The 23,884-nt window shown below is 35.0% G+C and carries 22 protein-coding genes and 1 pseudogene; 7 read left to right on the top strand and 16 right to left on the bottom strand.

Annotated elements, in window-relative coordinates; all coding sequences use genetic code 11:
• Positions 1–870: a LysR family transcriptional regulator gene (locus ACWG0P_RS12570; RefSeq protein ID WP_455802005.1), complete on the bottom strand. Its 870-nt coding sequence runs from the start codon at positions 868–870 to the stop codon at positions 1–3.
• A 97-nt stretch (positions 871–967) separates the two neighbouring features.
• Here ACWG0P_RS12570 and ACWG0P_RS12575 point away from each other — a divergent pair, with 97 nt between their 5' ends.
• The 3 genes from ACWG0P_RS12575 (at position 968) to ACWG0P_RS12585 (ending at position 3,186) form a co-directional block, all read left to right on the top strand.
• Positions 968–1,642, top strand: coding sequence for a YczE/YyaS/YitT family protein (locus tag ACWG0P_RS12575; RefSeq protein WP_455802006.1), 675 nt, complete (start codon positions 968–970; stop codon positions 1,640–1,642).
• Positions 1,643–1,772: 130 nt separating this feature from the next.
• Positions 1,773–3,038 carry an IS91 family transposase gene (locus tag ACWG0P_RS12580; RefSeq protein ID WP_455802007.1) on the top strand — a complete coding sequence of 422 codons (1,266 nt, stop codon included), beginning with the start codon at positions 1,773–1,775 and terminating at the stop codon, positions 3,036–3,038.
• The gene (locus ACWG0P_RS12585) at positions 2,986–3,186 is read left to right on the top strand and encodes a hypothetical protein (RefSeq protein ID WP_455802008.1); all 201 of its coding nucleotides are present in this window, start codon (positions 2,986–2,988) and stop codon (positions 3,184–3,186) included. Before ACWG0P_RS12580 ends, ACWG0P_RS12585 begins: the two co-directional genes overlap by 53 nt.
• Before the next feature lie 131 nt (positions 3,187–3,317).
• On the opposite strand, the pseudogene ACWG0P_RS12590 reads toward ACWG0P_RS12585, so the two are convergent.
• From ACWG0P_RS12590 to ACWG0P_RS12620, 7 genes and pseudogenes are all read right to left on the bottom strand, one after another.
• Positions 3,318–4,514: pseudogene (locus tag ACWG0P_RS12590) on the bottom strand (IS256 family transposase).
• Positions 4,515–4,716: 202 nt separating this feature from the next.
• A complete protein-coding gene (gene gnpA / locus ACWG0P_RS12595; RefSeq protein ID WP_455802009.1) occupies positions 4,717–6,876 on the bottom strand; it encodes a 1,3-beta-galactosyl-N-acetylhexosamine phosphorylase in 2,160 nt (719 codons plus the stop codon).
• 56 nt (positions 6,877–6,932) lie between these two features.
• On the bottom strand, positions 6,933–8,024 hold the full coding sequence (locus tag ACWG0P_RS12600; RefSeq protein ID WP_455802010.1) for an ABC transporter ATP-binding protein: 1,092 nt from the start codon (positions 8,022–8,024) through the stop codon (positions 6,933–6,935).
• 9 nt (positions 8,025–8,033) lie between these two features.
• Complete coding sequence (locus ACWG0P_RS12605) at positions 8,034–8,201, bottom strand: DUF6903 family protein (RefSeq protein ID WP_455802011.1); 168 nt, start codon at positions 8,199–8,201, stop codon at positions 8,034–8,036.
• Positions 8,202–8,214: 13 nt separating this feature from the next.
• A complete protein-coding gene (locus ACWG0P_RS12610; protein WP_455802012.1) occupies positions 8,215–9,096 on the bottom strand; it encodes a carbohydrate ABC transporter permease in 882 nt (293 codons plus the stop codon).
• Between the two features lie 11 nt (positions 9,097–9,107).
• Positions 9,108–10,001 carry a carbohydrate ABC transporter permease gene (locus tag ACWG0P_RS12615; RefSeq protein ID WP_455802013.1) on the bottom strand — a complete coding sequence of 298 codons (894 nt, stop codon included), beginning with the start codon at positions 9,999–10,001 and terminating at the stop codon, positions 9,108–9,110.
• 73 nt (positions 10,002–10,074) lie between these two features.
• Positions 10,075–11,460: a carbohydrate ABC transporter substrate-binding protein gene (locus ACWG0P_RS12620; RefSeq protein ID WP_455802014.1), complete on the bottom strand. Its 1,386-nt coding sequence runs from the start codon at positions 11,458–11,460 to the stop codon at positions 10,075–10,077.
• Between the two features lie 164 nt (positions 11,461–11,624).
• Between ACWG0P_RS12620 and ACWG0P_RS12625 the strand changes: the two genes are divergently transcribed.
• The 3 genes from ACWG0P_RS12625 to ACWG0P_RS12635 all read left to right on the top strand — a co-directional run bounded on the left by ACWG0P_RS12625 (position 11,625) and on the right by ACWG0P_RS12635 (position 13,852).
• Complete coding sequence (locus ACWG0P_RS12625) at positions 11,625–12,440, top strand: AraC family transcriptional regulator (protein WP_455802015.1); 816 nt, start codon at positions 11,625–11,627, stop codon at positions 12,438–12,440.
• A 14-nt stretch (positions 12,441–12,454) separates the two neighbouring features.
• Positions 12,455–12,580 carry a hypothetical protein gene (locus ACWG0P_RS12630; RefSeq protein ID WP_455802016.1) on the top strand — a complete coding sequence of 42 codons (126 nt, stop codon included), beginning with the start codon at positions 12,455–12,457 and terminating at the stop codon, positions 12,578–12,580.
• Positions 12,581–12,658: 78 nt separating this feature from the next.
• Complete coding sequence (locus ACWG0P_RS12635) at positions 12,659–13,852, top strand: DUF2130 domain-containing protein (RefSeq protein WP_455802017.1); 1,194 nt, start codon at positions 12,659–12,661, stop codon at positions 13,850–13,852.
• Between the two features lie 10 nt (positions 13,853–13,862).
• Here the strand turns inward: ACWG0P_RS12635 and ACWG0P_RS12640 are convergent, their stop codons facing one another.
• From ACWG0P_RS12640 to kdpF, 6 genes are all read right to left on the bottom strand, one after another.
• Positions 13,863–14,372: a DUF1836 domain-containing protein gene (locus ACWG0P_RS12640; RefSeq protein ID WP_455793181.1), complete on the bottom strand. Its 510-nt coding sequence runs from the start codon at positions 14,370–14,372 to the stop codon at positions 13,863–13,865.
• Between the two features lie 174 nt (positions 14,373–14,546).
• The gene (locus ACWG0P_RS12645) at positions 14,547–15,332 is read right to left on the bottom strand and encodes an alpha/beta fold hydrolase (RefSeq protein ID WP_455802018.1); all 786 of its coding nucleotides are present in this window, start codon (positions 15,330–15,332) and stop codon (positions 14,547–14,549) included.
• Between the two features lie 283 nt (positions 15,333–15,615).
• The gene (locus tag ACWG0P_RS12650) at positions 15,616–16,239 is read right to left on the bottom strand and encodes a K(+)-transporting ATPase subunit C (protein WP_455802019.1); all 624 of its coding nucleotides are present in this window, start codon (positions 16,237–16,239) and stop codon (positions 15,616–15,618) included.
• A gap of 9 nt (positions 16,240–16,248) precedes the next feature.
• Positions 16,249–18,312, bottom strand: a complete 2,064-nt coding sequence (kdpB, locus tag ACWG0P_RS12655) for a potassium-transporting ATPase subunit KdpB (protein WP_455802020.1) — start codon at positions 18,310–18,312, stop codon at positions 16,249–16,251.
• Between the two features lie 16 nt (positions 18,313–18,328).
• Positions 18,329–20,038 carry a potassium-transporting ATPase subunit KdpA gene (kdpA, locus tag ACWG0P_RS12660; protein ID WP_455793177.1) on the bottom strand — a complete coding sequence of 570 codons (1,710 nt, stop codon included), beginning with the start codon at positions 20,036–20,038 and terminating at the stop codon, positions 18,329–18,331.
• Positions 20,039–20,059: 21 nt separating this feature from the next.
• Positions 20,060–20,137: a K(+)-transporting ATPase subunit F gene (kdpF, locus tag ACWG0P_RS12665; RefSeq protein WP_455802036.1), complete on the bottom strand. Its 78-nt coding sequence runs from the start codon at positions 20,135–20,137 to the stop codon at positions 20,060–20,062.
• A 267-nt stretch (positions 20,138–20,404) separates the two neighbouring features.
• On the opposite strand from kdpF, the gene ACWG0P_RS12670 reads away from it, so the two are divergent.
• Positions 20,405–22,345 carry a DUF4118 domain-containing protein gene (locus tag ACWG0P_RS12670; protein ID WP_455802021.1) on the top strand — a complete coding sequence of 647 codons (1,941 nt, stop codon included), beginning with the start codon at positions 20,405–20,407 and terminating at the stop codon, positions 22,343–22,345.
• 21 nt (positions 22,346–22,366) lie between these two features.
• On the opposite strand, the gene ACWG0P_RS12675 is transcribed toward ACWG0P_RS12670, so the two are convergent.
• Both ACWG0P_RS12675 and ACWG0P_RS12680 read right to left on the bottom strand, forming a co-directional pair.
• Positions 22,367–22,702: a hypothetical protein gene (locus ACWG0P_RS12675; protein ID WP_455802022.1), complete on the bottom strand. Its 336-nt coding sequence runs from the start codon at positions 22,700–22,702 to the stop codon at positions 22,367–22,369.
• A 2-nt stretch (positions 22,703–22,704) separates the two neighbouring features.
• Positions 22,705–23,712, bottom strand: coding sequence for an asparaginase (locus ACWG0P_RS12680; protein WP_455802023.1), 1,008 nt, complete (start codon positions 23,710–23,712; stop codon positions 22,705–22,707).
• Between the last annotated feature and the right edge of the window lie 172 nt (positions 23,713–23,884).

A 23,884-nucleotide genomic window follows, 5' to 3' on the forward strand; every position in this document is an offset into this window, starting at 1 on the left:
CTATTCTTCAAGGTTTCTTTCTTTTATAAACTCAACCAATGCTTTTTGTATGCGATTTAGTTGTTTGTTTTTTGCGTATATCAAGGCGATCGGAAAATGAATTTCATCTACTAGATTGATTTTACATAATCCATCTTTCATAAATTCATCCGCAACTTTTTGAAATGTAATAGTAACTCCCATGTTTTCTTTCACAAAGCTTAAGATGGTATTTGCTTGTGGGAACTCATAATGGATATCTGGAGTAAAACCTGCCTGTTCACAAGCTAGATGAAATGCTTCATGTCCTCCTGAACCTTTGGTTGGAAACACAAAAGATTCCTCTTTTAAATCTAATAAACGTAATTGCTTTCGTTTTGCCAATGGGTGTTTTGTGGAAACAACAGCGCATAAACTGTCATCAAATAAAGGTATGAAATTATACTTTTGTGGATTGTGTACCATAAAAGAACGAAGAATCACAAAGTCATAAGAAGCTATACGTTCCACTATTACGTCTGCTTTATCTTCTTCCATATATAAATTCACATTGGGATACAGAGATCGAAAATCTCCCATGATTTTCGCAAAATGATAAGGGGCGAGCACAGTCATACTGCCAATTCTAATTTCACTACTTTGTTGTAGTTGTAGTATACATTCATTATGTAACTTCAACATATCGTTCGCATATTCCAATAGGACCTTTCCCTCTCGGCTCAACTGAAAAGTCCTCGTATTGCGTTCAATCAACACGTATCCAAGTTCCTCTTCCAATTTCCTAATTTGTTTTGAGAGTCCGCTCTGCGTAATATTACAATGATAACTAGCTTCTGTAAAATTCTGCTTCTCGCAAACTGTCACAAAGTACTCCAGCTGTTTTATGTCCATTATCACTCATTCCATTCTGGAATATATTATATCAGATGTGGAATTGACTGTAAAGACTCCTATTTCTATAATGGGATATAACGAGAGGGTGATAATTATGAAAGTGAATACAAACTTTTCACATCAGTTGATTTTATATGTCATGGGATTATTTATATTAGCGATTGGTTCAAACTTATTCATCAACGCAAACTTAGGTGTCTCACCAAGTTGTACACTTGCATTAACTTTAAGTTATTTGTTTCCCTTTGGCAGTTATGCTATTTTCAATTTTATAACCAATGGTATTTTACTTATATTAGAGGCAGCACTTATAAGAAAGCTATCGAAAACTCAAGCAGTACAGTTAGCATTGATCTTCCTATATTCTATATTCATTCAAATGGTATCCCCCTTATTAGAAGTCATTAAACCTGATACTCTATTCCTACAGTTATTAACTGTGTTATTAGCTTGTTTCATTATGGCAATTGGTTCTAGCTTAACGATTGCTTCTAATTTTACAGTATTGCCTATGGAAGGCTTCGTTGGAGTAATTGCAGCGATGAAACGTAAAGAGTTTGGCGCAATCCGTATCAAAGTGGAAGTGATTATGACTCTTGGCGTAGCGATCTTCTCATTACTCACTCTTCATAATTTATCTTCCATTGGTATCGGTACGATTCTTGCGGCTTACTTTACAGGACGTATTACCATTTGGTTCACATCCACCTTCCGACACCAACTAGATTTATTCATCGGTCATACAAAAGCACCTCTTAAAGCTATATAAGATTATAAGCACCAGTTCACTTGGTGTTTTTTTTATCAAATGTTCTATCCATAAAAAAGATGTCCTGAAGAACATTCCGAAAGATTAAATTTCGCCTGTAGATATAGTATACTATCTATAGGTGATTTTTTTGATTAAAGACTCTTCTGTTTTCGCTAAAAAAGAACTTGCTTCTAAACATAATCATTGTGATTCTTATCGTCCTGGTGAGAGTCATATTTCCATTGCTCATATCTTTTTTGAAAACCTACATAAGCTTACTTACCACTTCCATCTTTTCCCTGACTTAATTCGCTCTTCTGTTATGAAGGCTATCAACTCTGTTATCCTTTGTCATCAACACGAGCTTGGTCATTCTCTTTATGATTGTCCTTCTTGTGATAACTTCACCTTTCTTTGGCATACTTGTAAATCTCGTTTCTGTAATTCTTGTGGTATGAAATATGCCAAAATTCGTTCTCACAATATTCTTCAAAAAGTTTTTGATTGTTCTCATCGTCATTGCGTCTTTACCATTCCCGAAGATTTACGTGATTATTTTCGTGAAGACCGTTCTTTACTCGATATCCTTTTTCAATCCGTCAACGATACTCTTTCTTTTGTAATTCGTAATGCTGGTAATAAATCCGATTCTTTGATTCCTTGTGCCGTTCTTGTTCTTCATACTTTTGGTAGACCTCTTAATTGGAATCCTCATATTCATGTTCTTCTCGCTGAAGGTGGACTTCGTAAATGTGGTTCATTCAAAAAACTTTCTTATATCAACTACGCTTCTTTACGTCGTTCTTTTATGAAACAGCTTCTTGATAATCTTTCTTCACACATCGATACAATTGAATTCAAACAGTTAAAACGTTCTCTTTATAAATTATACCCTGATGGCTTTTATGTTCATTGCCCTCCTTCGAAGTTTAAGGATGTAAAAGACTGTGTCGACTATGTTATTCGCTATGTTGGTCGTCCTGTAATGGCTCAAAGTCGCATCTTAGATTATAATTATGATATGGATCATGTGCTTTGGTATTATGAAGACCATACATCTGGTGAGCGCGTTGATGTCTATGACACTTGTGTTTCTTTTATGAAAAAACTTATGCTTCATATTCCAGATGAAAATTATCGTATGATTCGTTACATTGGTGGCTATGCCACAAAGAAAAAGAAACTCGCAAATCTCATTCGTAAAATGGTCCATTCCTCTGCTGCTTGGATTCTGAAAAAAACTTCTGCTTATAGACAATATCGTATAGACACAACTGGTATTGACCCTCTATTATGTAGTTGTGGTTGCGAAATGAAATTTGTAGATTGTTATTTCCCTCCAGGGATACAGGAGAAAATTAATGAAAAATGGAAATTCCCAAAAATCAAATACAATTCTCTTCAAGTGTACTAAATGTGGATTTGAAGATCCGATGCCTGATTGGCTTGCGGAAGAAGTCTTATCAAAGAAACGTTTTGGATTGAAAAAAGTTTATGTGAATGCTTGTATTAAATGCGATAGCGAAATGCTTCCTAAAGATTTTCTAGAGAACCAAAAGTAAAAACTGAGCGTGTAAATATTTTTGTGTAAACTCAATCAATCCAATAGTTGAATGTGAAGTGATAGTATCGAGTAAAGGTACTGTCACTTTTTTATTATCTTATCATAATGTAAAAGCTTGTCAATGAACGCTTATATTCTACCTTCAAATATAATTTGTAAACTTGAGTAAATTATCCCCCAATTTGCATAAGGAGTATTCCACTTTTCTGTTATTTTTGTCTGCGCTAAATAAAGTGATTTTAATAAACTCTCATCACTCGGAAATACCGTGCGTATCTTAGTGAACTTACGGAAAGCACTGTTTAAGCTTTCAATGGCGTTCGTCGTATACATAATCTTCCTTAGCTCAGGAACATAATTAAACATGCTACATACTTCATTCCAATTGTCTTCCCATGGCTTAAAGGCATATGGGTATTTATCACTCCATTTCTTCTTACAGTCCTCTAAACTCTCTAATGCACTTTGATTATTTGTTGCGCCATACACTTTCTTTAAATCTCTACAAAACTCTTTTCTATCTTTATAGCTTAAATATTTACAGGAGTTTCGTATTAAGTGTACAATACATCTCTGCTGGACTGCATTAGGGAATGATGATTCTATCGCTTGTTTGATTCCACTCAATCCATCGCTACACAAGATTAAAATATCTTTCACTCCTCTATTTTTTAAATCCGTTAATACAGAAAGCCAAAATTTAGCACTTTCATTTTCACCAACGTAGATACCTAATATTTCTTTATACCCATCTTCTGTTACTCCCAAAACAACGTAAGCTGCTTTTTTGATTACCATACTCTCTCTTTTTACATTGAAATGAACGCAATCAATGAATACGATTGGATATACAGTATGTAAAGGTCGTTTCTACCACTCTTGTGCTATTGGAATGATTTTATCCGTTATTTTACTTATCATCGTCGCACTGACTTCTATCCCATAAATATCGTGTATAGAATCGCTTATATCTCTTGTCGACATTCCTCTAGCGTATAGATTGATAATCTTATTATCTACATCAGATATGTCACGTTGATGTTTCTCTATCACAACTGGTTCAAATGTAGCATTTCTATCTCTTGGTACATCAATCTCAATTTCACCTTGTGATGTCTTTACTTTTTTTGAACTGCTTCCATTACGATAATTGTCCTTGGCTGTTGCTTGATCATGCTTTTCATAACCCATATGCTCATTGAATTCTGTATCCATTATTTCTTGTAACGTTTCTCCTAAAAGATCCTTCAATGCATTTGTAATATCGGTTGGTGATGTTACTCCATATTCTTCTATTATATATTTTACAATATCTTTCTTACTCATATAAAAATCCTCCTCTAGTAGTTTTCTTCATTCTACCATTGGAGGATAGTTTACACAAAATTTTTTACAGGCTCACAATTAATGTTACATTTCTCGGCACAATAAAAGGTGATATACTCTGCTGTTTCTAGCCATGAATATATCACCTATCTATTATTCTAGCAACTCACTAGTTTATTGGGGAATTTCTTAAAACCACTCACTAGTTTATATTACCTTTATAATCAAACCATTTGATTTCACAAGCATCTAAGGAAAGGTCAAAGCTTGATCCATCTCCACGATATACGATTGTTTTTTGTGATTTATACGTATTGTTTACCACACAGAAACTATTGGTAGAAGGATAGTAATTTATCTCTACATTATAATTTTCACAATACCATTTTTTCATATCCTTTGCTTTACCTGCAGCATAATAAATACTACGATACAATAACCTTGCATTTTCAAAGGAGAATGGTAATCCGTTCATATATACACCATGTCCTTCTCCATATTCATTTACAGCCAAATTCACATGTAAATTCTTCTCTTTCACAACGGTAGCATCCAGCGCATACACATTGCGTAAATCTTCACCGAAATTTTCATGTTCTAATTGTTCTGCGATAAAGTGTTCATGTTCTTGCCAATTGTACTTATCTGTATTTAATGTAAATCCTAATTCTTCATCTACTCCTAATACATCGTATAAGGCAAAGAATTTCCCGTTTTTACGAATTGCTAGAGGTTCTCCAACACCAATGAATCCACCACCATTGTAAACGTATTTACGAAGGGTTGTAATAATGCTTTCATCGATTTCTTCTCCCCCACTAAAGGATGTGTAAGCATCTCCAACATTGATTACGACATCGATTGTATCTAATATGCTTGGATTATTTCGAACATCTTCAAAACTTATGAATGCAACATCAAATGGAAACCCGGATAGTGCTTCTAATACACCGGTGTAGGAATATATTTGCTTATACCAAATCGCATGGTGAACAAGATGTGTTCCCCAACGACGGATTTCACCCCAACTATTTAAGACTGCAACTTTCAAGTGCGTATGTGGAGTTTGGTTATTTACATGATCATATAGTTCTCGAAATTCATTACAAATATTTTCTATATAATCAATAAATTCAGGATAATCTAATGTTAGCTTTAAATATCCTCCATATCCAATGCGATCTACTGGTTTGCGAAGAATGGCGCGACGTGCAGTCACCCAGTTGACTTTCGCTTCTTTCAAAGGATCTCCACCTTCATGGAAGGTGTCGGGAAAGAAGTATGGTAAAAATCTTCCTTCTGTATAGTCTACGCCATCAATATCACTTATCAAACGCAAAGTAGTTCCACTACCTACACTACCTACTACCGCATCCAATCCTATGGATTTGAAATACTTACCAAATGGCTCTGTCCCAATAAAATGATCTCCTAAAAACATCATAGCTTCCTTGCCAGCTTCATGGCAAATATCCACCAATTCCTTGGCTAACACACATACTTCTCTTTGTTGGAAGTCCATAAAATCTTTGAATTCTTTACTAGGTACACAGAATGTATTGTTGTGAAATCCTTTATTGATAATAAATTCTGGTCGAAATGCATAACCTACTTCTTCTTCAAATTGTTTTAGAATATAAGGAGAAACAGATGCACTATATCCAAACCAATCCACGAACTTTTCTTTTGCTTGTTCATTAAAGGTTAATGTGAATTGATGAAAGAATGTTGTGAAACGAATAACATTCACATCGTCTCTCTCTTTCACAAAGGCACGCAATTTATCCTTTACGAACTCTTTTGTATTTGGTTGACGAACATCAAATGTCATTTGATGCTCTTCCCCTTCCCAACCATTCGTAATGGAATTATACATATGTACAGGATCCCAAATTACAAAAGCTAGAAAACTTACTGTATAGGCATGGAAAGGAATACTATGATGCAATACAACTTCTTTTGTATCCTCATCATAATCCCAATCCTTCACTACTTCACCCGTAGTACGATCGATTACTTCCCACCAACGATGTATATCCTCCAAGGTGTTTGGCTTTAATTGATCCTTATAGAAATCACGCATGATTTCTATTCTCAAGGTTGTATCTTTTGCGGTTACAAACTCACTCATCAAATACATTTGTTGAATTTCATCAGGGTTTGCACTTGCCCAAGCATTGTCTTTACGCGTCGTATAATACGTCGCGTATTGTTTTACATCCATTTTTTTGATTTCATCTGGCATATCCGTACCATCACAATCACGAATTGCATCTGCTTTCCATCGTTTCATGATTGCGATTGTTTCCTCAATGACATCTACATCTGTAGGAATCGTTACTCTTCCATACTCAGTTGCCATGTATTAACCTCCTTATTTATCACTTTGTGTGAACATTGTCTAACTAAAATTTCATTTTAAATAATACAGTTTTCTGTTTCCGCATCAAAGAAATGTACTTTTCCAAGATCCATATATAGCGTAATTGTATCATGTGCTTTTACATCCGTACGAGCAGATATCTTAGCTTGTATAGGTTGTCCATGAAGATTTCCATGCATTATAAATTCGTGACCTAACAATTCATTCACTTCAATATTAAACTCAAATTGTGCAGATGGATATGTTTGTCCTACAATGGCTTCCGCATGAAGGTCTTCAGGACGAATTCCCATCGTAATTGTTTTCCCTTCATAGTCCTTTAATTTATCAAGGAACATTTCCGGTAATTCGATGGTATTTTCTCCTACATGAAAGCTATGATTATGATACGTTCCATCTATGAAATTTGTTGCTGGTGCACCAATAAAACCCGCAACAAATTTATTTGTTGGATTTTGATAAATTTCCTTCGGTGTACCAATTTGTTGGATATATCCTCCACGCATAACAACAATACGAGTTGCCATAGTCATCGCTTCTGTTTGATCATGGGTTACGTAAATCGTAGTCGCTCCGATTCTTTCATGTAGTTTAATGATTTCACTACGCATCTGTACACGAAGTTTCGCATCAAGATTACTAAGTGGTTCGTCCATTAAGAATACTTTTGCATTTCTTACAATGGCTCTACCTAATGCAACACGTTGACGTTGTCCACCAGATAATGCTTTTGGTTTACGATCTAAGTATTGATCAATCTCTAAAGATTTTGCGGCTTCTTGTACACGTCGATCAATTTCATCTTTCGCTGTCTTTTTTATTTTTAAACCAAAGGCCATATTATCATATACACTCATATGAGGATAAAGTGCATAGGATTGAAAGACCATGGCAATGTCTCGGTCTTTAGGAGCAACCTCATTTACCATTTTCTCATCGATGTACAATTCCCCACTGCTAATATCTTCAAGACCTGCAATCATACGTAGAGTTGTACTCTTCCCACAACCGGATGGTCCTACAAACACAATAAATTCTTTATCTTCTATATCCAGATTAAAATCAAATACAGCTTGGACATTATTGTCATAAATTTTATTTATATTTTTTAATTTTAAAGTAGCCATGATTTCCTCCTATTTGTATCTTCTGTTATAGGTATATAGAATACCCAAAATTCCAGCCAAGCCTAATAATTCCACCATAAGACCTGTATATCCAACATTTTTTTGTCCTATGAAAATTAACACAATTGAGATAATAAAGATAATTACCATCAATACATTTTTCGTTATCGTATTCATTCCTGTAACCTCCTTAGTCCTTCAACCCACCAAGAGTCATCCCTTGTGTTAGTTTCTTTTGAACCATAATATACAAAATCAGAGTTGGTAACATGACAATCACTAATCCAGCATACATCATTCCATATTCTGCTTTTCCTCTAGAGGCCTGCATCAAATTCATGAGACCAACTGGTAATGTTTTTGATGTTCCTGGCATCAATGTAAGTGCAATGATATACTCATTCCAAAAGGCTAAGAAATTAAACAGAATGACGGTAACAATGCTAGGTTTTGCCATAGGGATCATGACTTTAATCATCGTTTTGAAATATCCACATCCATCAATCAGCGCTGCTTCTTCATACGCAGTCGGTAATGTTTTAAAATAACCTGTTAACAAGTATACCGTAAATGGTATTGCAGTAGCTGCATATACCACTGCTAATACAATGATATTATTCATAAAGAAGCTTATACCAAATAAGTTATATACTGCATCATCCCAGCCTAACATCATCAAGAATATCGGGACTACGATGTAGTTCACGTTAATAAATAGCCCTGCCATCATAAGAGTGTTCATTATTTTCTTCAATTTGAAATTAAATCTCGCCAAAACATAAGAAGCAGGAAGAGCAACTACCAATAAAAGGCATAACCCCAGTCCAGTAGCAATGACAGAATTCATAAAATACTCTCCCATGTTTGCCTTTTGAAAAGCATTCAAGAAGTTTTCAAAATAAACTCCTGCTGGTAATGCCCATGGATTTCCATAAAACTCTGAGTTTTGTTTTATAGATGCCATAAACACCCAAGCTACGGGAATTATAATAGAAATTGCCAAGGTAGCTAAAGCGACATATATGAATATTTTATACAAGAGATCAGAACGATCTTTTTTTACTTTTTCCACTTTATTACCTCCTAGAATTCCAATACTTCGCGCTCAGTTGCCTTATTGATAAGAGCACTTAGTATAAATGAGAATAAGAATACAATCACACCAATGGCCATACCATACCCATAAGTTGCATTATCGTAGGCTTGTTTGTACATATAACTCAATACCGTTTCAGCAGAACCACCAGGTCCACTTCCAAACACCTTCACAAACAAGAAACTTAAATTGATACAACTGATCACAAAGAAGGTAAGTGTAGTCCTTATGTTATCCCAAACAAGAGGTAGCGTGATGGAAAAGAATTGTTTGAATTTTCCTGCCCCTTCAAGTGCTGCTGCTTCATATAAATGTTCTGGAATTGAACTCATACTAGCCATATACATAACCATATAATATCCAATCGCCTGCCACACCATAGCTCCTGAAATAGCATACAAAACAACATTTGGATCCCCTAAGAATTTTATAGTCTCCCATGTTTCCGGCTTAAATAAACCAATAATATTATTGATCATACCATTTTCTGATGGGTCATATATTGCGGTAAATATAGAAGCAATTACAACTACAGAAAGTATGTTAGGAATATAGAAGATAATACGGAAAAAGTTTTGACCTTTTACCTTTTCTCTAACAAGGATGCTAGCAAATAGCACTGCAATCGTCATCGTAACTATCGTTACTATAGCAATCAAGAATATAGTATTTTGCAAAGCTCGTATAAAATTCATATCCTTCGCTAATATTATAAAATTATTCAAACCAACGAATGTTTTATCAGCAGACAATCCTCCCCATTTTAACGTTGACATCCAAAACACATTCAATGTTGGTAGTATCATAAATATACTAAACAATATAAATGCAGGAGCCAAGCAAATGATGATAAATCGTTTTCGTTCTTTCTTTTTGTTCATAGATCTCACCTCTCTAAAATAGCATAGCGGTGTTTCCACCGCTATATGCTAATTTAACATTTTGTTTTACATGTTATTTGTTGTATTTTTGAACTGCATCAATAACTGCTTTATACCAGTCATCTACACTCTTAGTACCATTTACAACTTCGTTTACTGTACCATATAAGATACCTTCAGCACTTGTAAGGTCTACACCTTCGATTGCATCTTTTGAAACGAATCCAACTGGATTTGATTTAGCTCCACCTTCATAAACCGAATAGTAAAGTTTGTTTTCGTCATCTGCACCCATAAGGTTTTCTGTAGCACCTTTGATTGGCATGATTGGTCCTTTGTTGTATTCACCTTTAATTGGTTTTTTGTTTTCATCTACTTTTTGTGCACCATATTCGTAGAATATTTTTCCAGCTTCATCAGAATACATATAAGCGATAAATTTCTTAGCTAAGTCAGCGTTTGCTGCTTTCGTTGGAATATATACTTGTTCAACGAATGCTGTAGAATAACGATCTCCACCATCTTTAGCTGCTGGTAATGCAGTGAATCCCCATTCAAAGCCTTCTGCTCTAGGAGCTTCTGCCATTTCCCCTGGTAACCATGTTCCATTAGGAATAAACAATGCTTTGTTATCAAGAACTAATTGTTGATTTTTTGCAAATCCTTCTTTGTTTGCATTTGCTACTGTATTTTTTTCAGTGTAACTAGCTAATTTGCCAACGATTTCAAATGCCTTCTTTGTATCTGCACTTTCCCAAGTCGCTGTATCATAATTCATTAATTTTGTATATGCATCCGGTCCAGCTGTTTCATTTAACAATGCTGAGAAAAATGCATCAAAGTATCCTGTTGTTGGATATGTGAACAATGCAATGCCTTCTGCTTTTGCCTTGTCACCAAGAGCCCACATTTCATCCCAAGTCTTAGGTACTTCCCAACCTTTTGATTTGAATAGACCAGCATTATAGAACAATCCACATGGTCCGTAGTTGATTGGTGCCAAATACATTTTCCCATCACCATAAGGGCTAGATGTTAATGCATTAGAGAATCCTCCAAGCAATTTATCACCAACTGTAGTTTTTTCACCAGGAACATCCATTTTTAACACATCAGAAATGTCAGATATTTGTTTTTCAGCTACCATTGTATCTGTAAGTTTTCCCTCAGCACCAATAGATAGATAAATCAAATCTGGCACATCTTTTCCTGATGTAATGACTGGGCGTAAAGTATCTGCGATGTTTTTCTCAAGTGTAAGTTCTACTTTCACACCATCATTTGCTTTTTCAAAAGCTTTTACAACTTCTTCCCAACCTTTTGTTCCATAACCACCATTCAATCCTGAAATCTTTAGAACTTTGTCATCACCTTCTGATTTGCCTGATCCAGAACTACATCCAGCTAGAACAGAAACAGCCATCATTGAGCAAAGCCCCAGTGCAACTAATTTTTTCATAAGTTTCCTCCTCGTAAGAAATCTTTTATACATTTACATTATAGGAGACAAATACCATCAATTCAAGCCACATCTTGTCAAATGTTTTAGAAATATTGCTTTTTTTTTAAATATGCAATATAATAAAAATAAATATATGAAACCATTTACAAAGAGGTGAAAATATGCAATCGAATGTAATTAAGGTGAATAAGAAATTATTATATGTAACACAATCCCGTTATGATGCGGGTTGGCATTCCATCCCCCACACACACAATTTCACTGAGTTCTTCTATGTTATCAGAGGAAAAGGACAATTCTTCGTAAATGAAGTCTTTCACGATATCAAAGAAGATGATTTGATTATTGTCAATCCACACGTACTTCATACAGAGACAAGTAAAGATGATGCTCCATTGGAATATATTGTTGTTGGTGTGGAAGGACTAGCTTTCTTCACAGAACAAGACGATGAACGTCAATTTGATTTCAGTATTCATAATTACTATAACTACAAACACGAAATTCTATTTTACCTAAAGACTTTATCCAACGAAGTAGAAAGCAAGGATGAATTTTCGGTTGTATTGCAACATAACCTACTAGAAGCCTTAATTATTAATATGATACGAAGAACAAATATTACATTAGAAGTCGCCACAACTAGTAAGAAAGATAAAAGAGAATGTATTTTCATTGAAAAATACATCAAAGAACATTTTAAAGAAGATATTACCTTAGATAAACTCAGTGAATTAACTTATATTAATAAGTACTATATGGTGCATGCCTTTAAAAAATACAAGGGTATTTCTCCTATCAACTACTTGGTAGAATGCAGAATTGCTGAAGCCAAAATGTTACTAGAAACAACAAACTTAAGTAGTCGGGATATTGCCAATATTGTCGGATTTTCTTCCCAGTCGTACTTTTCTCAAGTCTTCAAACGATTGTTACATACATCTCCGCAACAATATCGTAAAACATTTATCAGCTGAAAGGAGTTCATGATATGTCAAATCCTACAAACAAGAAAAGCTTATTGAAAAGAATGAAAGCATTTTGTCTTCGCCATTTTAAAATATTATGGGTAATATTTGGTGACCCTTTTGTTGATCTAGATGATGATAAAAGTTAATATATCTTATATCGGACATGTGCAAACATCTATGATATAATTACGCTATATATTTTCATTCAACCAGGAGGTCTTTTTATGCATGAGATTAAGTGTCCAAATTGCGGTACAACATTCACCATTGATGAAGTAAGTTATGCAGAAATTTTACAACAAGTACGTACACAAGAATTTCAACAAGAGGTGCTTGAAAAAGTAGAACAGATGAAACTACAACATCAAAGTGAATTATCTTTATTAGAAGAAAAAGCAAAACATGAACTTCATCAAACACTATTTGAAAAAGATAAAGAAATTGCTGATTTACTTGCAAAAAAACAGGATCTAGAAAACTCCAAGAAATTAGAGATTTCAAAAGCTGTATTTGATAAAGATAAGGAATTGTATGAACTACAATCAAAGCTTGCGATATTGGAAAGAGAAAACCAATTGGATAAGAACTCTTTAAAAGAACGCTATGAACTGGAACTCAAGCAAAAAGAAGAAACTATCGCCTTTTATAAAGATTTCAAAGCAAAACAATCTACGAAAATGATTGGAGAAAGCTTAGAACAGCACTGTGAATATGAGTTTAATAAATTGCGTACAACTGCCTTCCCACGCGCGGAATTTGCGAAAGATAACGATGCATCTAGTGGAAGCAAGGGAGATTATATCTATCGTGAGTATGATGAACAAGGTGTTGAAATCATTTCCATTATGTTTGAAATGAAAAATGAAATTGACACTACTGCGACCAAAAAGAAAAATGAACACTTCTTCAAAGAATTGGATAAAGATCGTAAAGAAAAACGATGCGAATATGCAATTCTTGTGTCCTTATTAGAAATCGACAATGAGTTTTATAACACTGGGATAGTTGATGTATCGTATGAATATGAGAAAATGTATGTAATCCGTCCTCAGTTCTTTATTCCTATGATTACCTTATTGCGTAATGCTGCTATGAACTCTTTACAATATAAACAAGAAGTAGCTCTTATCCGTGAACAAAATATCGATATTACTAATTTCGAAGAATCTTTAGATACCTTTAAATCTGAATTTGGAAGAAACTATGATTTAGCAAGTCGTAAATTCAAATCTGCAATCGATGAATTGGACAAAACAATTATGCATCTACAAAAAACAAAAGATGCTCTACTCTCTTCTGAAAACAACCTTCGCTTAGCAAACAATAAAGCTGAAGACTTAAGTGTTAAAAAATTAGTAAGAAACAATCCTACAATGAAAGAAAAATTTAATGAATTACATAAAACAAAATCCCAGTAACCACTGGGATTTAATCGTTTTGTGTGCTTTTATCTAATGCGTGACGTACATATACAGTATATGCAATGGATTGTACTGTATTGCGAATCAAATCCACAACCAGACTTCCCTCGTCATCACTTGGTACGTGATGAATTTTTTTATGTTGGAAGATGCATTTTAAACAGCTTTCCAACTCTGCACAAAAATAATTGTATGCTTGATCTACAGGATACTTATCAATTTGAACGGAGATCAAACTACTGATTTCATCCATTCGATAAACCATCTTTAATACACAAACAACCACTAAGTATGCCATGTGTTGTTTGGTATAACGTTTCTTTATTGGTGGATGTACGATTCCATTCTTTACGTAATTGTTTATCATGGTACTCGTTACCATTTTATCCTGACCCTTTTGAAAAGGTTTTAAATAGTCATTTAGTAATGTTACAACTTGGTCCATATACAATTCCATATCTGGTAGTTGATCCCAATGTGGAAGCTGTATTACGGGTGTATTTCTTCTTTCACTCATATTATCACCTAGTGTAATCCTAGCATTATAATCTACCTTTGTCAACTCATAAATCACTCTAGTACACATGTTTTTAAAAACTAAGTCATTTAGTTCGTATTTATTTGAATTTTCTAACTTAAAAACGAAAGAATTCTTCCTTTTATGTGCATAGAATCGCTTTATTTAAAGGTTCTAAAGATTGCTTGTCTCATCAGTTCCCTTTAAAAATGCAATACTCATTTCGTAAAACTGTTGAGCATTTGATAACATTGCTGGATGTCTTCCATGTTCAAATAGGTGCATATTTCCATGTTGTATCTTATCTAACATCTCTCGATACACGCGATCAAAATAATCACTTCCTAAAGAACAAACGAATTCATCTTCACGACTTCCAACAAGCAAAATATCTGTTTGTAAATTTGATAACGGTTTGTGAAAGAAATTCTGAATATTTAGCGCATGTTCTGCGATAGCCGCAGTATCTTTATCCACGATACCTTCCCAGTCCTCACCATGCATATATTGATAAAACTGCACAGCATCTTTATCTTGTTTCGAAAGATATCGATCTTGTGTAATATTCTTTGTGAATGCATCGATACATCGTTCTCCTTCAAAACTATCCGCAATAACCTTATTGACATATTCCCCAGCCTCTAACGCAACATTAATGGCAACCAATGCACCTCCACTAGTACCAATGATATCCACCTTACCATATTGTTTCTCTTTCAAGAACGCAATCACTTGTTGTGCTTCATAAAACCATAAGTCTGCAGGAAATATATCCAACCGCTCGGACTTCCCATGTCCCAGAAAATCAATGCATATCACGTTATACTTTTTACGAAACAATTTCTCAATTTCATAAAACATCACAGAAGATGCTGTATTTCCATGTAAGAGAAGTAGCGGTGTTCCTTTCCCACTCTCTTTATAATATACTTTTTTGTCTTCATAATAAAAATAGCTCATATTTAGCCCTCCTAAGTTTTTATTCATGACTTATGCAAGGACTTTTTCCTTGCGTATTAATTTTTTCTCATGTTATCACCTCTTCTATAATTACTTCTTTACTCTAAGTATAACAGTATCTAGATGTGTTTGAAAGAACACATCATTTTTATAGCTTACTTTTGTTACATCTTTTGTAGCCATATATATCATTTCCTTTTTTGTTCTTACACTTTACATATACGAGATGAATTTTAAAATTCCTAAAACCAGAGTGAACGCACTTTGTTCACTCTGATCATCATTAAATCAAGTTCAATTTTTTGGCGATATCTAAATTACACTGTAATACATTAACCGTAACTTCTCCAAAAACTCCAGCAACTTTATCTGTTGTGTTATTTTCAATGATTTTGTTCAAGTCCTCTTGTGATAAACCACTTGCTTTCGCAATTGCAGCTACTTGCACTTTTGCGGCTTCCACAGAGATATGTGGATCTAATCCAGAACCTGATGCAGTTACTAAATCTTCAGGGATTGAAGAACGTTCTACACTTGGATTGGCATCCAAGAAACTTTGGATATCTGCTTCCATACGTGCCTTTAAATCAGGATTGCTAGGAGCATAGTTATTTGAACCACTTGCTACTCCACCATAATCCCCATTTTCTTTTTCTCCCTCTGTATACGTATTGTAGTTTACGGCACTTGGTCTTCCTTTGAAGAACTTCTCATCTTCAAATTTTTGACCAACAATTTTTGAACCAACTACTTTTCCATTAATTTCTATAAGGGATCCATTGGCTTTGTCCTTAAAGAATACTTGAGATACACCTGTTAATGCAAGTGGATACAAAACTCCACAAATCACCAACATACCTATGGAGAACAGAAGCGCTGTTCTTATACTTTTTATATAACGTTTCATAAATGCCTCCTAGAATCCCAACATCGCCATACATGGCGTGATGATCATATCAATAATTTTGATTGCTATAAATGGAGTTACAATTCCACCTAAACCATAAATTAACATATTTCTACCTAACATCTTACTTGCACTCATTGGTTTATATTTTACACCACGCATAGCAAGTGGAATGAGGCAAGGAATGATGATCGCATTGAAGATCAATGCAGATATAATTGCACTATATGGAGTAGATAAATGCATTACATTTAACACATTCATCTGTGGAATGGCAATGGTAAACATGGCTGGAATGATTGCAAAGTATTTTGCGATATCATTCGCGATAGAGAAAGTAGTTAAAGATCCACGTGTAATCAAGAGTTGCTTACCAATTTCTACAACTTCTAGAATCTTTGTAGGATCGCTATCTAAATCTACCATGTTCGCAGCTTCTTTCGCAGAAGTTGTTCCAGAATTCATAGCCAAACCTACATCGGCTTGTGCAAGAGCTGGAGCATCGTTTGTCCCATCTCCTGTCATCGCAACAATCTTACCTTTGGCTTGTTCCTTTTTGATAACATCAATTTTATCTTCTGGTTTACATTCTGCAATGTATCCATCCACACCCGCTTCTGCAGCAATCGTTGCGGCGGTTAAAGGGTTATCTCCTGTACACATAATAGTTTTGATACCAATCTCACGTAAACGTGCAAATCGATCTACTAATCCTGGTTTTACAGTATCTTTTAAATAAATGACACCATATATTACATTATTTGCACATACAACAAGTGGTGTACCACCAAGTTTACTAACTTCATTTACTTTTTCTTCTAAATCTTTTGGAATCACGCCACCTTGTTTTTCAACGTAACGAATAATCGCATCACTGGCACCTTTACGGATAATTTCTTTTCCATCCTTCATGTCCATTCCGCTCATTCTCGTTTGTGCGCTAAATTCTATAAAATCGGCATTCATGAAATCTTCTTTATTTAATGTAATTCCACCTTGTCGGGCTAATTCGATAATGGATTTACCTTCTGGTGTATCATCATGTAAAGAACTCAATGCTGCATAGTAAGTAACATCGCTTTCTTTTATACCTTCTACTGGAATAAATTTTGATGCTAAACGATTTCCAAATGTAATTGTTCCTGTTTTATCTAGAATCATAGTATCCACATCACCACAAGCTTCTACTGCTTTTCCAGACATAGCGATGACATTAAAACGTGTAACACGATCCATACCTGCAATACCAATTGCGCTTAACAACCCACCAATTGTAGTTGGAATCAAACATACCATTAAGGCAATCAAGGTAGAGATCGCAATGGATACTCCCGTGTAACGAGCCATTGGGTATAACGTTACAATAACCAATAAGAAGATTAATGTTAACGAAATCAATAAGATATTTAATGCAATTTCATTTGGCGTTTTAGAGCGTGATGCCCCTTCCACCAAAGCAATCATTTTATCTAAGAAGGATTGTCCAGGTTCACTTGTAATTTCGACTTTAATCCAATCGGATACCACAAGTGTTCCACCTGTTACACTTGCAAAGTCTCCACCACTTTCTTTTAATACTGGTGCAGATTCTCCCGTGATAGCAGATTCATCAATGGATGCAATTCCCTCAATGATTTCACCATCATTGGGAATCAGCTCCCCCATCTTCACCAATACGATATCTCCCTTTTTTAATTGCATAGAGGAAATCATTGTTTCATTTCCTTCTTCATCAAGTACTCTTGCCATCGTATCTTTTTTTGTTTTCTTTAAAGATTCAGCCTGTGCTTTTCCTCTTCCCTCTGCAACAGATTCTGCAAAGTTTGCGAATAACACAGTGATAAATAATATAACAGAAACAATTGCGTTATATATACGAAGGTTTTCTCCGCTGTCACCAAATAAATTTGGAAAAAGCACTAATAACAATGCTATGAAGAATCCAACTTCTACTACAAACATTACTGGATTTTTCATCATATATTTTGGATTCAATTTCTTAACAGATCCTATCAGCGAAGATTTTAAGATATCTTTCGTAATAAATTTTGTCTGTTTATCTTTCTTACTCATCTTACGTATCTCCCCTCTACATCCACAAAGTGAGATGTTCTGCAATTGGACCTAATGCAAGTGCTGGCAAGAAGGTCAATGCGGCAATAATTAGTACTACCATTACCAATGAGAAGCTAAAGGTAAAGGTATCTGTCTTTAATGTACCAATAGATTCATTTACATAACGTTTTTTCAATAAGCTTCCTGCGATCGCCAACTGAATAACAATAGCTAGATAGCGCCCAAAGAACATTGCTAATCCACAAGTTACATTCCAGAATACACTATTATCTGCTAATCCTTCAAATCCAGAACCATTGTTAGCGGCACTTGATGAGAACTCATATAAGACTTGTGTTAAACCATGGAACCCTGCGTTTGTAATACCATCTAGACCATCTTTACAAACCACAGCGATTGCGGAGAAACCTAATATTAATAAAGGATGAATGATGATACTTAGTGCAGCAAGTTTCATCTCTTTTCCTTCTATTTTCTTACCAAGATACTCTGGTGTACGTCCAATCATCAAACCACAGATGAAGACCGCAAGGATTGCATAGATTAACATATTCATCAATCCAACGCCTGCGCCACCAAAGACTACATTTAACATCATTTGTAATAAAGGAATCATTCCTCCAAGTGGTGTTAAGGTATCGTGCATATTGTTTACAGTACCTGTTGTAAAGGCAGTTGTAACAGTTGTAAATAAGGAAGAATTTGCAATTCCAAAACGAAGTTCTTTTCCTTCCATATTTCCAGCAACATTCGCTAATCCTAATTGTTCAAATACAGGATTTCCTTGTAATTCTGCCCAATAGCATACACTTAAGGAAAGCAAGAACAAAATGCTCATGGCGATAAATATCGTACGACCTTGTGGTCCGAATAAGATCTGTTTGATATGTGTTGCTTTTTCTTCATATTTTCTTGCCAACATATGTCCAAATGCAACCACACATCCACCTGGTAACAACATCATAGAATACATTTCAACCGCATTGGATATGATGGTTGGATTTTCTAACGGAGTAGAAGAGTTCGCTCCTAAGAAACCTCCACCATTCGTACCTAAGTGCTTAATGGATTCTAATGCCGCAATAGGCCCTCTAGCAATATCTTGAAGTTTTCCTTCAATTGTTGTAACTGTAATATTTCCTTCTAGTGTCATAGGAACTCCCTGTGATACTAAAATCAACGCAATAATAAATGCGAATGGAATCAATATACGAAGGATACAACGTGTCATATCTACGTAAAAGTTTCCAATCTCTTTTCCACAAAATCCACGAACCATTGCCATACAAGCAGAGAATCCAGTGGCAGCTGATGTGAACATCATAACAATGATAACCAACATTTGTGACATATAAGATAATCCAGATTCTCCAGAGTAATGCTGAAGATTGGTATTTGTCATAAACGAAATAATCGTGTTATAGGATAACGATTGTTCCATGTTTCCAATACCATTTGGATTCCATAATCCCATAGATTGAATACGTAGAATCAAATATCCTACCAATACCATAACTGCATTCACTAACAATAATGTTAGTGCATAACGTTTCCATCCCATATTGGATGTGTCTACACGAAATACTTTATACAATACTCTTTCCACACGATCGAAGATTGGATCAACGAAAGTACGTCGTCCATCTGCCACATGGAACATATATTTCCCCATTGGTATTACCATAACAACAAATAATAACAATAGAATTCCTATCTGTAACATAGTGAGTTACCCCTTTCCAAATTAAAACTTCTCAGGTGATATCAGCGCATACACTAGGTATGCCGCTAACGCGACCACAATAATTCCAAGCATCCACATAATGAATTCCTCCCTTTAATGTTTTATCTGCTTTGCACACCAATCGGTAAACAATTTTACACTGCCAAATCCTGCAACTAACAGGACGACCATCAGTAGATCCATTAGCATAACCTCACTCCTTATCTTAAAGTGTAGACATTATAGCAAACGCTTTGCGAACGTGCTGTTAGTAACAATTGATTCTGTGTTAAGATAGTATAAAGATATCAAAAGAAATGTATAAACTATAGTACAATGGATACGTACAGATAGGATGATATAGAAATGAATACAGAGAAAAAAGGAAAACTAAAAATATTCTTTGGATATTGTGCGGGAGTTGGAAAAACATATGCTATGTTAGCTGCGGCACATGAGAAGAAAAAAGAAGGTGTTGATGTAATCATCGGTTATGTGGAAAAACATGCAAGAGCAGAAACCATCGCTATGATGGATGGCTTAGAAGAAATACCAGTGGCTGCTATTCCTTATAAGGATATTGTATTACATGAGTTTGATTTAGATGCCGCATTAAAAAGAAAACCAGAATTGATTTTGGTAGATGAACTCGCCCATACCAATGCCGCGACATCACGTCATCCAAAACGTTACAGCGATATACAAGAACTCTTACACGCAGGTATTGATGTATATACAACCGTAAACGTGCAACACTTAGAAAGCTTGCAAGATGTAGTCGCAAGTATTACAAGAATACGTGTCAATGAACGCATTCCTGATAAAGTATTTGATCAAGCTGATCAAGTGGAACTCGTTGATATTGAACCTGATGATTTAATCAAACGTTTAGAAGAAGGTAAAATATATAAGAAATCACAAGTCTCTCGTGCTCTTGAAAACTTCTTTATGAAGGATAACTTAGTCGCATTACGTGAGATTGCTTTACGTCGTTGTGCAGACCGTGTCAATATGATTGCAAGTAGCACTACCAAAGCATTTACCAAAGAACATATTATGATTTGTCTATCACCTTCTCCAAGCAATGCAAAAGTGATACGTACAGCCGCTAGAATGGCGGCAGCCTTCTTTGGGGAATTCACGGCGATTTATGTAGAAACTCCAGATAGTGAAAAACTAGGAGATGATCAGATCAAACTATTGGATGATAATATCCGACTGGCTCATCAATTAGGTGCGAATGTTGTCTCTGTTTTTGGAGAAGATGTCGCCGAACAAATCAGTGAGTATGCCAAAATAGGAAGTATCTCCAAGATTGTCATAGGACGCTCCTTCAATAAGCATTCCCTTTTCTCTAAAGCAACGCTTGTGGATCGATTAACTTCCCTTGCTCCAGACATCGATATTTATATCATTCCTGATAAGAATACAAAAGAAGGACATAACGAACGAGGAAATTATCATCGCAAGGCTCCTATCTTCAATTTAATGGATTCCATGATAACAATAGCCTTTCTAATTGTGACCACACTCATTGGCCTTTGGTTTCATCATATGGGATATACAGAAGCAAATATTATCATGATTTATATACTTGCGGTCTTACTAATTTCATTCCTGACAAGAAGTCGCTTTTATGGAATCAGTGCATCGTTTCTAATCGTGTTTATTTTTAACTTCTTTTTCACCTTTCCAAGATTTAGCTTTCAAGCCTATGCGAAATCTTATCCAGTAACCTTCGCTATTATGCTAATGGTAGCACTGATTACAAATACTTTAACACGTAAAGGAAGACAACAAACAAGAGCCCTTGCCTTACAAGCACATCGTACAGAAGTTCTTTTAGAAGCTTCTCAAAAGCTACAATTAGCAAATACAATGTCGGATGTCGCAAAAGAAACTTGTCTACAATTGCATCGTTTATTAAACAAAACAATTATTGTATATAGCGTGAAGGATGACAAATTGCAAGCCCCTATTGTTTATAATGATAACTTAACTGAGGAAGAAGAACTTTTATATTCTTCACCTAATGAACAAGCTGTTGCGCAATGGGTGTTCAAAAACAATAAAAAAGCAGGAGTATCTACAAGTACACTACCTGCTGCAAAAGGATTATATTTTTCTGTACGTATGAAAGATCATGTTTTTGCGGTAATTGGAATTGCTATGGAGGCAAATGAACTACTCCCTCCGTTTGAGAAAAGTCTATTAACGGCCCTTCTAAATGAAGTTGCACTGGTTATGGAATCCGTTAGTAAGCACCCTTATCATAATGTTGTCCATGAACCAATAGAGGGTATATAAAAAATGAAGCAGTTAATTGCTTCATTTTTTCATTATATATTGATCATGAAGATAATTCCAATATAGCATCATCGCAATGAGTCCGAATACCATTATTCCCATATACGATAACAAAAATACAACGGAAGATATAGAAAATAGACTTTTACATAAAGGAGGAATCATCAACACGATACCATATAATATCCACATATATCCATTTTTACGGTTATACTCTTTTACATCATGAAATATTTCCTCTTGGATTTCATCCTGACTTCCACTATAAAACCACATAGGTTCTTTTCTGTACATTGCATAGATACCAATCCCGATAAACAAAAAAGAACAACTACTCAACACCAAAAACAGGATCATCCTTACGCCTCCTTATGTGGTATGGTAATTTCATTTACAAAGCTTGTTTCGAATATCTGTTTTACTTCTTTAGGATCTTGGGTTTGTCCCAATGCCCACATCAATTTTGTTAAACATGCTTCACTTGTCATATCAAATCCTTGAATAACTCCTTGTTTCAAAACTTTTTGTCCAGTTTGATAGATTGAAAAATCGCTATTCTCATATAAGCACTGACTACAAACCACAACACTAATTCCATGTTCTGCCATCTCTTCTAACTTACGTATCAAATCTCTTCGTATAAAATTGATTCCCCCAGCACCGAAGGCTTCTATTACGATTCCTTTATAATTTCTACTAGCTAATACATCGAATATTTCTGGGTTCATTCCAGGAGATAATTTCATCAAAAACACATCTTGACAAATCGCATCCATGAGCTGATATGTTCCTTGATTACGAATCAGTAACTCTTCATACAAATGCAATCCCCTTGCATCTACAATACCCGCAGGCTCTATATTCACGCTTTCAAAGGCATCAAAGTTCATCGTACGTACTTTTACTGCTCTAGTCCCTAACATAAGCTTACGATTAAAACAAACATATACTCCTTGAACATTCTCTTGCGCAGAAGCAAAAGCCATGCGAATATTATCTACTCCATCACTCAATGGATGAAGCAACGGAAGTTGTGAACCAGTCACGATCACTGGAATATCAATATTATGTAACATAAAACTAATGGCACTTGCTGTATAAGCCATAGTATCCGTACCATGTGTTAATACGATGCCATCATATTCCTTATGTACTTCATCAATTCTACGAGCTATGATTTGCCATTCCTCTGGTTGCATATTACTACTATCCAAATTCAACAAGTCTTCACAAACCACTTGTATATCATTTCCTGTAGCTCCTAAATGCGACAGGATATCATTGCTTCTTAAGGAAGGAATCAATCCCTCATCACTTTCACTTGAGGCAATCGTACCTCCGGTTGTAATTAACAATATTCTTTTCATATTCATCATCCTTTTTTTCTACTCCTTATTATAGCTCATATATGAAATATTTTCTCTTATTTCTGTTCATTTCATAAAAGAAATTGTTTCCTCTTAATATTCATACTTTAGCTACTTAAGTGCATGCAGTGTATCTAATTTTCTAATCATGTAGGTTCATGAACTTCACAAC

The sequence above is a fragment of the Amedibacillus sp. YH-ame6 genome (genome assembly GCF_053848845.1).